Genomic DNA, 12,595 nt, shown 5'->3' on the forward strand with positions numbered 1-12,595 from the left:
GACGACGGGAGGAGGCCGCACACGTCGGCCGTCGCGCTACCGCGCGAGTGTCAGGCCCAGCGCACGCTCCAAACCCGTGGCCCCCTCGTCGGTCAGCTGGACCACGCGCGGCGCCGCTCCCCAGCGCACCCACTCCAGCGCGAACAGCCGGGCCGTCGGTGCCGCGCCGAGTCCGCCGGCGAGGTGGTGGAGGTCCTCGCTCCAGTCGACGCAGTAGAGCACCGCCGGGCGGCGTGGCGGCAACCGGCCGGTGTCGACGCCGAGTTCACGCAACTGTGCCCGGCCGCTGTCGGTGACCTCGTAGCGGATGTCGCGTCCGTAGGAGGCGGGGCGGTCGCGCAGGGCCTCCTCGGGGCGGTGCACCCCGTCGTAGCCGGTCAGCACGCCGCGGTCGAGCAGCGCGCCCATCAGGCCGGTGCCGAGCTGTCCGGCCAGGTGGTCGTAGCAGGTGCGGGCACGGTGCAGGGCGCCTGCTCGGTTGCTCTGCTTCAGGGAGGCGACAGGCAGTGGCGGGGCGATCAGTGCGAGGGCTTCCAGGGCGGCGGAGACGTCCGGGCCGGCCAGGCGGTAGAAGCGGTGGCGGCGCTGACACCAGCCTCGCCTGCGAGCGCGGACGCGGGCAGGGCGCGGCCGTCACCCAGGCATTTGAGCATCAGGGCCCGCGAGGGGTCGGCGACCAGGGCCGCGGTCCGGGCGATGTCGGTCTGCCGCTTGAGCGGCTCGTCCCTCATCAGCGCAGCGTATGACATCCACACTTTGATGAGTGACGAAGTGACTGGCTTCGATGATCTCTCCATGACGACCCCGAGATGGTGGCGATCGCCGCCGAACTCGGCTACTCGGAGTCCGCCTTCGTCACCCCCGGACCCGACCCGGACGACGGCCGGTCGTTCACGCTGCGGTTCTTCAGCCCCAGGGCCGAGGTGGACTTCTGTGGCCATGCGACGGTGGCCACCGCGGTGGCGCTCGGCGAGCGCCTCGGCGCAGGCGACTTCGGCTTCCACACCGCCGCGGGCCACGTGCCCGTCACCGTCCGCGAAGAGAACGGCGTGCTCAAGGCCACCCTCACCAGCGTCGAGCCCTGGGCGCACGACGCCGACCCTGCCGATGTGGCGGAGGCCCTGGCGGCGCTCGGCTGGCAGCCCGGCGAGCTCGATGCCGCCCTGCCACCGAGGATCGCCTTCGCGGGCGTGCGCCACCTCGTACTGGCCGCAGGCACCCGCGAGCGCCTGGCCGATCTGGACCGGTCGACCTGCACGCCGACGATCCGCGGGTGCGTGTCACCGGAGCCGCGATCGCCACCTCTTGAGCACCCGCCTCTGCGGAGGCCCTGTCACCGCACAACGCCTCACCGCACGATGTCAAAGACGTTCTTCTGCATGCCGTTGGCGTACGCCTCGTGCTCGATCAGCCGCAGGTTCTGCTGGTCCTTGTCGGTGGTGCTGAAGAGGCGCTTGCCCGCGCCCAGCAGGACCGGGAAGACGAGCAGGTGGTAGCGGTCGATCAGGCCGGCGTCGGAGAGGTTGCGGTTCAACGTGGCGCTGCCGTGCATGATGATCGGACCACCGTCGGACTGCTTCAGCGAGGCGACCTCCTCCAGCGACCGAAGGATCGTCGTCCTGCCCCAGCCGCCCACCAACTCCCGCTCGGCGAGAGTGCTGGAGACGACGTACTTCGGCAGGTCCTTGTAGTCGGCGAACTCCGCCATGTCCGGCCAGACGGGGCTGAACGCCTCGTAGCTGGTGCGACCGAACAACATGGCGGCGGCTTCCTTCTGCTCCTGGCCCTTGATCTCGTAGGCGGCCTCGATGAACTCGATGTCCTTGAACGTCCATCCGGAGTTGCGGTAGCCGGACTCGCCGCCCGGCGCCTCCACCACACCGTCGAGCGAGACAAAGGCGGAACTGATCAGAGTGCGCATCGAACGTCTCCTGTTTTCTTGGTGGTTGGTGGTGCCGTCCCAGACTGCGCCACGGCATTTGAGGGGATCAACGCTCGAATCCGGCAGCGGCGTTAACCCGCAGCTACACGATCCGGTGCGCCGGCCCGCAGCGCGGTAGCGTGGCGCGTTCCCAAGCAGGTCACATCACGGGGGTTGTCATGGAGCTGCGGGACATCGAGATCCTGCTGGTGCTCGCCGAGGAGTTGCACTTCGGCAGGACCGCGGAGCGGCTTCACATCACTCCGTCCCGGGTCAGCCAGTGCGTCAAGGCGCAGGAGCGCCGCATAGGCGCGACGCTCTTCGAGCGGACCAGCCGCAAGGTGGTGCTCACTCCGCTCGGGCGGCGCCTGGTCGACGATCTGGGATCGGTCCAGCGCCAGTTGCACGAGAGTCTGCGAAGCGCCGAGCAGGCGGCTCGGGGGACGACCGGGGTACTGCGCGTCGGCATGATCGCGGCCAATGTGGACGATCTGCGGCCCTACTTCGACGCGTTCACCGCTGCCTGCCCCGGCGTCGAGGTGCAGATCCGCAGCATCGGATTCTCCGATCCCTTCGCCGGGCTGCGCGCCGGAGAGCTCGACATCGCCATGCTGTGGCTCCCAGTCCGGGAACCGGATCTGACGGTGGGCCCTGTGATCCACATCGAGCCGGTGGTGCTCGCCGTCTCCTCCGCCCACCCGCTGGCGCTCCGGACGTCGGTCTCCTACGAGGATCTCGCCGACCAAGTCACCATCGGCGGCTGCGCGCCTGCCTACTGGCGGGCGGGCATGGTGCCGACGCACACTCCCAGCGGCCGTCCCATCCCGGTCGGGCCGACGGCCTCCGATTTCCTGGAGATGCTGCCGATCTTGTCCACCGGCGAGGCGGTGTCGCCGTCGCACCAGCAGGCAGCCCGCTATTTCGCGCGGCCCGACGTCGCCTACATCCCCATCCACGACGCCCCGCCGTGCCGGTGGACCCTGATCTGGCGCACCAGCGCCGAGACCGACGCGATCCTGTCGTTCGCCAAGGTCGTCGAGCAGCTCGGGCCGCTGGAACGGTAGGGGTCCGGGCCACGTGACCTGCCGGCCTCCCGGCCCGCAGGCCAAGAGCGGGCGGGTTCACAGTGGTGCGGGCGGCTGTCCCGCAGGCACCAGGTTCGACGCCGACGCCTTGATCAGGTCGAGGGCCTGCGCCACCACCGGATGCCGCGCCCCGCCCTTGCGCGTGGCGGCGAGGATGCGGCGGGCTGGAGCCGGTTCGCCGGAGAGGGGGATGCGGGCCACCGGCCATTCGGTGTTGATACGGGCCAGCCGCGGCACCAGGATCACGCCGAGGCCGTGCGCCACCATCGCCGTGCCGGTGTCCCACTCGTCGGACTGGTGGCCCATGTCGGGCATGAACCCGGCGGCCATGCACGCCGTGACCAGCAGGTCGTGGTACGTCGTGCCCGGTGTGCCGACGATCCACGTCTCGCGGGCCGCGTCCGCGAGGACCACCCGCTCGCGCGCCGCCAGCGGATGGTCCGCCGGGACGACGAGGTCGAGCGGGTCGTCCAGGAGCGGCTGCTGCTCGAAGCGCTCGTCGGTCAGCGGCGGCGAGTCGGCCGTGACGACGACCAGGCCGAGGTCGGCCTCCCCGGTGAGCAGCAGCTCGAAGCAGCGCGCCGGCTCGGCCTCCACCAGGCGCACCCCGAGCTGCGGATGCCGCTCGCGCAGGGTCGCGGCGGTGGACGGCAGCAGGCGCGTGGCGGCCGTCGAGAAGCCGCAGAGCGTGAAGGAGCCGGTCTGCACGTCGGCCATCGCCGCGAGGTCGCTGCGCGCCCGCTCCCACTGGGCCTCAAGGACCGCCGCGTGCTGGAGCAGCGTACGAGCCGCGGCGGTCAGCTTGATGCCCCGGCCCGCGGGCTCCATGAGCACCACGCCGACCTGCGCGGCAAGCTGCCTCAGCTGGTACGAGACCGTCGACGGCTTGAGCCCCATGGCCTCGGCGGCCGCGGTCACCCCGCCGTGCTCCTCGACCATCTGGAGCACCTTGAGCTTGGGATCGATCATTCGACCATCTTGCACGGTCCCGTGCAAGATCGCGCAATTGTGTCGATGAGTCGCGGCTGGCACCCTTCCCGGGTGTTGTCCAAGAGTCCTTCCCCGCACGGGAGTCAGCGGATCCCGACGGGGATGCGCGCCTTGTTCGTCATGGTCCGGGCCGTCCGCTTTCTGGCCTGGGCCACGGCGGGCCAGTTTCTCGCCGTCGTTCCCGCCGCCCTGATCGTCTCGGGCCGGACCGATCCGGCCGTCGTCTGCGGTGTGCCGCTGTGCGTGCTCGTCTGCTCGGCGCTCGCGCGGCCGCTCGCCGCCGAAGTCGGCGGCCGCTGCGCGCGGTTCGCCGGTCTCACCGCGCTGCTGGTGAGTCTGGCCGTGCTGTCGCTGACGGCGGGCACGTCGACCTGGCCGACGCTTGGCGCCGCCGCCTTCGCCGGATGCGGGCACGGGCTCGGCCGCGCCGGAGCGGATGCCGCCCTCGGCGTGCGCACGCCTGCCGCCACCCGCCTGGGTCTCGGCCTGCCGGTGCTCGCCACCGCGCTGCTCGCGCCGCTGAGCTCCTTCGCGACCGCGACGGCCCTGGTCGCCTCGGCGCTCGCCCTGCTCGTCTTCCCGGCGACCGGGCTCGTCCTGGAGGCCGGCCGCACCGCACGCGGGCGCGGGCAGCACCTCCCCGTTCATTGGATCGACCCGAAGCCCCTGTGCGGGCGTCCCACCCGCAGTACCGCGCAATCCTGAGGAGTAGTACGTGCCAGCCGCGCACACCGTTTCCGAGCTTCCCGATACCGAGGCGGGCCCGGCCGACGAGACATTGGTGACCGACCCCAAGGTGACCAGGCGGGCCGTCGGCGCCGCAGCCATCGGAAACATCACCGAGTGGTTCGACTTCGGCGTCTTCGCCAATCTGACCCCGGTGCTCACCGCGGTGTTCTTCACCGGCGCGAGCCAGACCGTCGGCACGATCGGAACCCTCGGCCTGTTCGCGGTCGCCTTCCTGGTGCGCCCGCTCGGCGGCATGTTCTTCGGACCGCTCGGCGACCGGATCGGCCGCACCAAGGTGCTGTCGATCACGGTCATCATGATGGCGATCGGCACGTTCGTGATCGCGTTCATCCCCGGCTACGAGACGTGGGGCCCCGCCGCCCCGCTGCTGATGCTGCTCGCCCGCCTCGTGCAGGGCTTCTCGACCGGCGGCGAGTACGGCGGCGCGATGACGTTCATCGCCGAGTACGCCCCCGACAAGAAGCGCGGATTCCTCGGCAGCTGGCTGGAGTTCGGCACACTCACCGGCTACCTCCTCGGCGGCGTCGCGGGCCTCGTCATCCAGCTGCCGGGCGTCATGTCGCACGAGGACCTGCTGTCCTGGGGCTGGCGCATCCCGTTCCTGATCTCCGGTCCGATCGGCATCATCGGGCTCTACCTCCGCCTCAAGCTGGAGGACACCCCCGCGTTCAAGGCCGCCGCGGCCAAGCAGCAGGGCCGTGAGGGCAAGCAGACCCTCAAGGAGATCAAGCGGGTCTTCACCGACCACTGGCGTCCGATGCTGATCTGCATGGGCCTGGTGCTCGTCTTCAACGTCACCAACTACATGCTCACGACGTACATGCTGGAGTACATCGCCAAGTTCGCCCCGTCGGTGAGCCCCACCTGGGCGCAGCTCCTGGAGATCTCGGTCCTCGCGATCGGCATGCTGCTCATCACCTTCGTCGGCCGGCTCTCGGACCGCATCGGGCGCAAGCCGGTGCTGTACTTCGGCTGCGGCATGCTGATCGCGCTCGGCATTCCGTCGGTGCTCCTGATCCAGCAGAACACCCTGATGTCGGTGTTCTCCGGCCTGGTCCTGATGTCGCTGATGCTGCTCTGCTTCAACAGCACCATCCCGTCCACGCTCCCGGCGCTGTTCCCGACGGACATCCGCTACGGCGGTCTGTCGATCGCGTTCAACCTGTCGGTCTCGCTGTTCGGCGGCACGACCGCCGTCGTCAACGCGCTGCTGGTGGAGGCCACCGGCGACGTCAATGTGCCCGGGTACTACCTGATGGCGGCGGGCGCGATCGGCGCCGTGGCCGCCTACTTCGCGGCGGAGTCCGCGGGCCGGCCACTGCCGGGTTCGGCCCCGGCGGTGGAGGCCCCCGCGGTGAAGGTCCCGGCCGCGGCGGCCCGCGCCTGAGGCACACCACGCCCGCGTCCCGAGCCCCGGTCACATCTGTTGAAACTTGTGTGACCGGGGTTCTGCCGTTGTCCGGATGATGTCGCGGGGCTGTCACAGCGCCACAATTGCGCGCACAACCGTGCCTACGGTGGCCGGGCAGTGGACAGCGATCCCCCCACAGAAACGGACTGCAGTGACTCGCCACACCACCTCCCGCCGCATGCTCCTCGGCGCTTCGGGCGCCGCACTCCTGACCGCCGCGTGTTCGCCGTCGACCGACGCCAAGTCTTCCGGAACCAAGTCCTCCGATGCGGTCGAGGGCAAGGCCGCCGCGGGCCGGGCCCCGGGCGGCGCGCCCGACGGCGCCCTCGGTGTGAACTTCAACGAGGACCCCGCGGGCCTCGGCGCCGCCCAACTGCAGGCGCTCTCCGCCACCTGGGTGCGCGGCTTCGTCCCGGTGACGCCCGGCGACCTCGACGGCGACGTCACGCAGCAGCGCGCCGTCAAGGCCCTGCTGACCGCGCACGGCGACGGCCGCAGGACGATCCTCTCGCTCAAGTTCCCCTACGCGCTCGGCCCCACGAAGGGCCCGCTCCCCGCCCCTGGCAGCCCCGAACTCAAGGATCTGCTGGCCCTCGTGGACCGGGTCCTCGCCGCCGTCATCGGCAAGGTCGACATCCTCACGATCGGCAACGAGCCGTTCCTGGAGACCCTCAAGGGCGAGCGCGACAAGACCCTCAACGTCTTCTACGAGGCGCTGGCCCGCCATGTCATCGAGTACCGCAAGCAGCACGGCGGCGCGGGCTCCGGCACGAGCCTCTACATGGGCGCGCTCAACAACCTCGACAGCCCCGAGGGCCGCACACCCGCGACCGAGCGGTGGCTGCGCTTCGTCAACAAGACGCCCGAGATCGACGGCGTCGACATCCACCCGCACGTCACGTCGCTGCAGAACGCCGCCAAGTTCGTCAACTACGTGGTGCCCACGCTGCGCCCGGACCAGAAGTTCCTCGCCACGGAGTTCTCCCTGGTGCAGTTCTGGAAGGCGCACATGAACGACCCGGTCTCCCCCGCGTTCGCCAAGCGCTACGACGTGGACCCGGCCCGTAAGGTCTGGCAGGTGATCGGGGACGCCATCGAGCAGCCGTTCCCGCAGCAGAAGTGGAACGACTTCGTCTCCATGACCCAGTGGTTCGACAGCAGCAGGAACTACCTCACCGAGCAGACGAAGGCCTTCCGCGACACCGGCAAACTGGCGGTGGCGACCTACGGTGGCCTGCAGATCGACTCGATGGCCACGGGCTGGGGAGCCGACAAGACGCCGTGGATCCTCAACCCCCTGTACGCCAACCGGACGGTACGGGCGGGCGCGGGCGGTACCCTCGGCCGCAACGTCTGGTTCGAGCAGTTCAAGGCACTCCAGCGGAACACCTGACCGCCGACCTGGCAGGCCCCGGCCGCGTCTACACAGTTCGTCGTAGGCCCCTGGCCCCCGATCCCAGGGTTTTCCCCGTGGCCCAGGGGCCCGGCCGGGTCCATCGTGGAGACACGAAAGCACACGGGGGCTTTCGACACGGGGGATCCGACGGGGGAAACAACGGGGAACCCACGGGGGATACGGGGGACGGGGGGTGCCCGGCGCGGGCACCCCCACTGTCTGTGCGTACCGCGAAGGCGCGTCAGGGATGCGCCGACTCGCTGAGCAGGCGCACCAGTTGGGCCCGCCGGTGCACCCCGTCCAGCTTCCGGTAGATGTTGCCGAGGTGGAACTCGACCGTCTTGACGCTGAGGAAGAGCAGCTCCGCCGCTTCGTGGTTGGTGACACCGCGGCCGACCGCCAGGGCCACGCGGAGTTCCTGAGGAGTCAGGCCGTCGAGCGGTGTGGGGCCCGCGTCGACCCGGTCGCCGCCCGCGGCGTGGAGTTCGGCGGCGGCGCGGGACGCCCAGCCCACCGCGCCGAGCCGCTCGAACGTGGCGAGGGCCCGCTGGAGTCGGCGCCGCGCCTCGCTGCGGCGGCCGAGGCGGCGCAACAGCTCGCCGCACGCGAAGTCGGTGCGGCCCCGCTCGAACGGGGCCTGGACGTCGCCGAGATGGGCCAGGGCGCGGTCCATGTGCCGCTCGGCGTAGGCCGGTTCGAGCATGCCGCGGCAGCGGGCCGCCGCGGCAGCCGTGATGGGGCGCCTGCCCCGGCCCGCCTCGTGCTCCAGGACGCGCAGCACCTCGTACGCCTCGTCTGTGCGGTGGAGGTGGACGTAGGCCTCGGCGAGGTCGGCGGCCCAGGAGAGGTAGAGGCCGTCGCCGCGGCCGTTGGCGAGGGAGAAGGCGCGTACCTCTTCCAGGTGGGACGCCGCCTCCTCGTAGTGGCCGAGGCCGAGTTCGAGGAGGCCGAGGGCGCCACGCGCGCGTGCGGCGTCCATGGGGAGTTCGGCGGCCGCGGCCAGGGAGCGGCACTGCGCCTCGTGGCTGCGGCAGTCCGCCTCCCTGCCCAGGACCGCTTCCGTGCGGGCCTGTGCCGCCAGTGCGCGGCACACCTCGATGACGCGTCCGGTGTCCTCGCCGAGCCGGGCGGACTCGTCGGCGTGGGCGAGCGAGGCGTTCCACTCGCCGCGCCAGAACTCGACGACGGAGAGCGTGCCGAGGAGGTGGGCGAGGAGACCCACCGTGCTGGAGGAGCGGGCGGCGTGCACCGCGCGGTCGAGCAGGGCGTGGCCCTGGTCCAGTTCCTCCGTGGCCAGGTAGCAGAGGCCACCGACACCCGAGACCGGGTACGGGAAGGACAAGTCCGGTGCGGCCAGCGGCTTTTCGAGCTCGTGGAGCAGGCCGCGGCCCTCTTCCGCGTCGCCGCCGAGGAGTTCGACGAGCGCGTGCAGCAGGCGTACGGGCAGGGCCGCCGACGCGTCGCCGAACGCGTCCGCGAGCTGCATCGACTCGGCGGATGTGGCACGGGCCGCCGTGAGGTCGCCGATGGCGAGTTCGGTGAGGGTGATGCCGCCGAGCATGACGGCGGCGAGCACCGGATCGACGCGCCTGGCCTCGTCGACGGCGGACCGCAGCTGCTCGCGTGCGCGGGCGGGTCGGCCGCGCTGGATGTCGACGTAGCAGCGCAGTTGGCGCAGTTCCAGGCGGGTGCGTTCGTGGGCGGCGTGGTCGAGGGCGCGGTCCAGGAGGTCGGCGGCCTCGTCGAGGGAGCCGGCGGCCTGGGCGGCGCGGGCCGCGGCGAGGAGGCGCCGCGCCTTGCCCTCGTCGTCGGGGGTGAAGCGGGCGGCGTGGGCGTACAGGCGGGCGGCGAGCGGGAAGGTGAGGCTCGCGGGGCCGCCGGAGGCCGCTTTCGCGAGCGCGGCGGCGACGTCCTCGTCGGGGTCGGCGCCCGATTCGGACAGGTGCCAGGCGTAGCGTTCGAGCGCGGCGGGGGCACGGGCGCCCTGGAGGGCCCGCGCAACGGTGCGGTGCGCGCGCCAGCGGCGGACAGCGCTCGCCCCGTGGTAGACGCCGGAGCGGACGAGCGGGTGGCGGAAGATGTACGCGCCTTCCTCCACGGTCATCAGGCCCGCCCGCTCGGCAGGTTCGAGGTCGGCGTAGGTCAACTCGTGGGCCCGCAGCACCCGTTCGGTTCCGGCGAGCGGTCGGGGGCCGAGGACCGCGAGCAGCAGCATGGCGTCCCGGGTGGCGTCCGGGAGCCGGGTGATGGCGCTGTGGAAGGTGCGGGCGAGGATGTCGCCGATGGGCAGCGGGGCGCCGGTGTCGGGGCGGTGGCCGCCGTGGGCGAGCAGGGCGGGGAGTTCGACGAGGGCGAGCGGATTGCCGCGGGCCTCGGACAGCAGCCACTGGACGTCGTGCGGCGGCAGCGGCCGCGCGGCCTCCTCCGCGACGAGTTCGCGGGCCGCCCCGGCGTCGAGCCCCTGGAGGCTCAGGGACTCCACGGGCGCGAGGCGGGACGCGGTCTCGTCGCTGTCGCGGGTGGCGAAGAGGGCGACCACGCCCTCGCGGCCCAGGCGGCGGGTCGCGAAGGCGAGGGCGTCCAGGGAGTACGGGTCGAGCCACTGCGCGTCGTCGACGACGACCAGGACAGGGCCGGACTCGCTGATCGCGCCCAGCAGGCTGAGCGTTCCGGCGGCGACCGCGAACCGGTCCTGCGCGACGGCCGGGCCGAGGGCCAGCGCACCGGTCAGCGCGGCCGCCTGCCGTTCGGGGATCCGGTCCAGGTGGTCGGTGACCGGCCGGAACAGGTCCGCGAGCCCCACGTACGGCAGTTCGCACTCGGCCTCGATGCCCTGCGTACGCAGCCGCGTGAGGTCGCGGGCGACGGACTCGGCGTACCCGAGCAGACTGGTCTTCCCGATGCCCGCCTCGCCGCGGACGACCAGGGCGGCGCTGCGACCGGTGCGCGCGCCGTCGACGAGGTCCGCGAGGCGCGCGCATTCCGCTGTACGACCCACCAGCATGCGGTCAGGGTAACCCGCGGTCACGTTGGGCGGGAGTTGCCAACTGGCCTGCCGTAGTTGCGGGTTGGGTAGGTCCAGCCCCTGCGGCGATTGAGCAGCGGGGTCCGGGGCAGAGCCCCGCGTCCGCAACCACGGTGCCTGGTCACGCCGCCTCCGCGACCTCCGCTCCGCCGAACTGCGTCCGGTACAGCTCGTCGTACCGCCCGCCCCGCGCCACCAACTCCTCATGCGTTCCCCGCTCCACGACCCGCCCGTCCTCCACCACGAGGATCTGGTCCGCGGAGCGGATCGTGGACAGGCGGTGGGCGATGACGACCGCCGTACGCCCCTCCAGCGCCTCGGCGAGCGCCTCCTGCACCGCCGCCTCCGACGTGTTGTCGAGGTGCGCGGTGGCCTCGTCGAGGATGACGACGCGCTGGCGGGCCAGGAGCAGCCGGGCGATGGTCATGCGCTGCCGCTCCCCGCCGGAGAGGCGGTAGCCGCGCTCGCCGACGACCGTGTCCAGGCCGTCCGGCAGATCGCGGACGAGCGCGTCGAGCCGGGCCCTGGTCAGCACGTCCCACAGCTCGGCCTCACTCGCCTCGGGGCGGGCGAGCAGCAGGTTGGCGCGGATGCTGTCGTGGAAGAGGTGGCCGTCCTGGGTGACCATGCCGAGCGTGGCGCGCAGCGAGACGGCGCTGGTGTCACGCACGTCGAGGCCGCCGATGCGGACGGCCCCGCCATCGGTGTCGTAGAGCCGCGGCAGCAGTGACGCGATGGTCGACTTGCCGGCTCCGGACGAGCCGACGAGCGCGACCGTCTGGCCGGGTTCGGCGCGGAAGGAGACGCCGTGCAGCACCTCGGCGCCGCCGCGCGTGTCGAGGGATGCGACCTCTTCGAGCGAGGCCAGCGAGACCTTGTCGGCGGACGGGTAGGCGAAGCGGACGTCGTCGAACTCGACGGCGACCGGGCCGTCCGGGATCTCCCGGGCGTCGGGCTTCTCCTCGATGAGCGGCTTGAGGTCGAGCACCTCGAAGACCCGCTCGAAGCTGACGAGCGCGCTCATGACCTCGACGCGGGCGCCGGCGAGCGAGGTGAGCGGCGCGTACAGGCGGGTCAGCAGCAGCGCCAGGGAGACGACGGCGCCCGCCTTGAGGGTGCCGGTCAGCGCGAAGTAGCCGCCGAGGCCGTACACCAGGGCGAGCGCGAGGGCGGAGACGAGGGTGAGCGCGGTGATGAACGCCGACTGCGCCATGGCGGTGCGCACGCCGATGTCCCGGACCCGCCGCGCGCGCTCCGCGAACTCGGCGGACTCGTCGCCGGGCCGCCCGAACAGCTTGATCAGCGTCGCGCCGGGCGCGGAGAACCGCTCGGTCATCCGCGTCCCCATGGCGGCGTTGTGCGCGGCGGCCTCGCGCTGGAGGCGGGCCATGCGGGAGCCCATGCGGCGGGCGGGGAGCACGAAGACCGGCAGGAGGACGAGGGCGAGCAGCGTGATCTGCCAGGACAGCGTCAGCATGACGGCCAGGGTCAGGATCAGCGTGACCACGTTGCCGACCACGCCGGACAGTGTGTTGCTGAAGGCCCGCTGCGCGCCGATCACGTCGTTGTTGAGGCGGCTGACCAGGGCTCCCGTGCGGGTCCTGGTGAAGAAGGCGACGGGCATCCGCTGTACGTGGTCGAAGACGGCGGTCCGCAGGTCGAGGATGAGGCTTTCGCCGAGGTTCGCCGAGAGCCAGCGGGCCAGCAGCCCGATCCCCGCCTCGGCGAGCGCGATGACCGCGATGAGGAGGGCGAGGCGGACGACGTGGCCCGCGTCATCGCCGCCGACGATCGCGTTGACGACCGTGCCCGCGAGCATCGGCGTCGCCACGGCGAGCAGCGCGGTCAGGATGCTCAGGAACACGAACTGGGCGATGCGACGCCGGTGCGGCCGGGCGAAGACGGCGATCCTTCGCAGGGTCGCACGGGCGAAGGGACGGCCCTTGGGCCCGCCGTCCTGGGCATTCATGACGCTGTACAGCTGCGTCCAGGCTGTGGTCTCCATGCTCATGCCGAT

At 71.8% G+C, this 12,595-nt stretch carries 9 protein-coding genes and 1 pseudogene; 5 read left to right on the forward strand and 5 right to left on the reverse strand.

The window, feature by feature from the left end:
* Nucleotides 1-36: 36 nt before the first annotated feature.
* Nucleotides 37-408: a hypothetical protein gene (locus tag ACFV9W_RS00760; protein ID WP_385753889.1), complete on the reverse strand. Its 372-nt coding sequence runs from the start codon at nucleotides 406-408 to the stop codon at nucleotides 37-39.
* A gap of 392 nt (nucleotides 409-800) precedes the next feature.
* Here ACFV9W_RS00760 and ACFV9W_RS00765 point away from each other — a divergent pair.
* Nucleotides 801-1,244, forward strand: a pseudogene (locus tag ACFV9W_RS00765) (PhzF family phenazine biosynthesis protein); the annotation flags it as partial.
* Nucleotides 1,245-1,348: 104 nt separating this feature from the next.
* Here the strand turns inward: ACFV9W_RS00765 and ACFV9W_RS00770 are convergent.
* Nucleotides 1,349-1,921 (reverse strand): dihydrofolate reductase family protein, encoded by a 573-nt coding sequence (locus tag ACFV9W_RS00770; RefSeq protein WP_385753891.1) that lies wholly within the window; start codon nucleotides 1,919-1,921, stop codon nucleotides 1,349-1,351.
* A gap of 179 nt (nucleotides 1,922-2,100) precedes the next feature.
* Here ACFV9W_RS00770 and ACFV9W_RS00775 point away from each other — a divergent pair, with 179 nt between their 5' ends.
* A complete protein-coding gene (locus ACFV9W_RS00775) occupies nucleotides 2,101-2,985 on the forward strand; it encodes a LysR family transcriptional regulator (RefSeq protein ID WP_385753894.1) in 885 nt (294 codons plus the stop codon).
* Between the two features lie 57 nt (nucleotides 2,986-3,042).
* Here the strand turns inward: ACFV9W_RS00775 and ACFV9W_RS00780 are convergent, their stop codons facing one another.
* A complete protein-coding gene (locus ACFV9W_RS00780; RefSeq protein WP_385753898.1) occupies nucleotides 3,043-3,975 on the reverse strand; it encodes a LysR family transcriptional regulator in 933 nt (310 codons plus the stop codon).
* A 123-nt stretch (nucleotides 3,976-4,098) separates the two neighbouring features.
* On the opposite strand from ACFV9W_RS00780, the gene ACFV9W_RS00785 reads away from it, so the two are divergent.
* From ACFV9W_RS00785 to ACFV9W_RS00795, 3 genes are all read left to right on the forward strand, one after another.
* A complete protein-coding gene (locus tag ACFV9W_RS00785; protein ID WP_385753901.1) occupies nucleotides 4,099-4,701 on the forward strand; it encodes a hypothetical protein in 603 nt (200 codons plus the stop codon).
* Nucleotides 4,702-4,711: 10 nt separating this feature from the next.
* Nucleotides 4,712-6,133, forward strand: coding sequence for an MFS transporter (locus ACFV9W_RS00790; protein WP_385753905.1), 1,422 nt, complete (start codon nucleotides 4,712-4,714; stop codon nucleotides 6,131-6,133).
* 175 nt (nucleotides 6,134-6,308) lie between these two features.
* The gene (locus ACFV9W_RS00795) at nucleotides 6,309-7,550 is read left to right on the forward strand and encodes a hypothetical protein (protein WP_385753908.1); all 1,242 of its coding nucleotides are present in this window, start codon (nucleotides 6,309-6,311) and stop codon (nucleotides 7,548-7,550) included.
* 244 nt (nucleotides 7,551-7,794) lie between these two features.
* Here the strand turns inward: ACFV9W_RS00795 and ACFV9W_RS00800 are convergent, their stop codons facing one another.
* Together ACFV9W_RS00800 and ACFV9W_RS00805 are read right to left on the reverse strand one after the other, a co-directional pair.
* Nucleotides 7,795-10,557, reverse strand: coding sequence for an AAA family ATPase (locus ACFV9W_RS00800; protein ID WP_385753911.1), 2,763 nt, complete (start codon nucleotides 10,555-10,557; stop codon nucleotides 7,795-7,797).
* A gap of 142 nt (nucleotides 10,558-10,699) precedes the next feature.
* Nucleotides 10,700-12,583 carry an ABC transporter ATP-binding protein gene (locus ACFV9W_RS00805; protein WP_385754879.1) on the reverse strand — a complete coding sequence of 628 codons (1,884 nt, stop codon included), beginning with the start codon at nucleotides 12,581-12,583 and terminating at the stop codon, nucleotides 10,700-10,702.
* Nucleotides 12,584-12,595: the final 12 nt, after the last annotated feature.

The organism is Streptomyces sp. NPDC059897 (assembly GCF_042730865.1).
GTDB lineage: Bacteria > Actinomycetota > Actinomycetes > Streptomycetales > Streptomycetaceae > Streptomyces.

What these genes read in the sequence shown, in the direction of transcription:
- ACFV9W_RS00760 (WP_385753889.1), bottom strand. Translation starts at nt 408, where the DNA reads ATGGGCGCGCTGCTCGACCGCGGCGTGCTGACCGGCTACGACGGGGTG.
- ACFV9W_RS00770 (WP_385753891.1), bottom strand. Translation starts at nt 1,921, where the DNA reads ATGCGCACTCTGATCAGTTCCGCCTTTGTCTCGCTCGACGGTGTGGTG.
- ACFV9W_RS00775 (WP_385753894.1), top strand. Translation starts at nt 2,101, where the DNA reads ATGGAGCTGCGGGACATCGAGATCCTGCTGGTGCTCGCCGAGGAGTTG.
- ACFV9W_RS00780 (WP_385753898.1), bottom strand. Translation starts at nt 3,975, where the DNA reads ATGATCGATCCCAAGCTCAAGGTGCTCCAGATGGTCGAGGAGCACGGC.
- ACFV9W_RS00785 (WP_385753901.1), top strand. Translation starts at nt 4,099, where the DNA reads ATGCGCGCCTTGTTCGTCATGGTCCGGGCCGTCCGCTTTCTGGCCTGG.
- ACFV9W_RS00800 (WP_385753911.1), bottom strand. Translation starts at nt 10,557, where the DNA reads ATGCTGGTGGGTCGTACAGCGGAATGCGCGCGCCTCGCGGACCTCGTC.
- ACFV9W_RS00805 (WP_385754879.1), bottom strand. Translation starts at nt 12,583, where the DNA reads ATGGAGACCACAGCCTGGACGCAGCTGTACAGCGTCATGAATGCCCAG.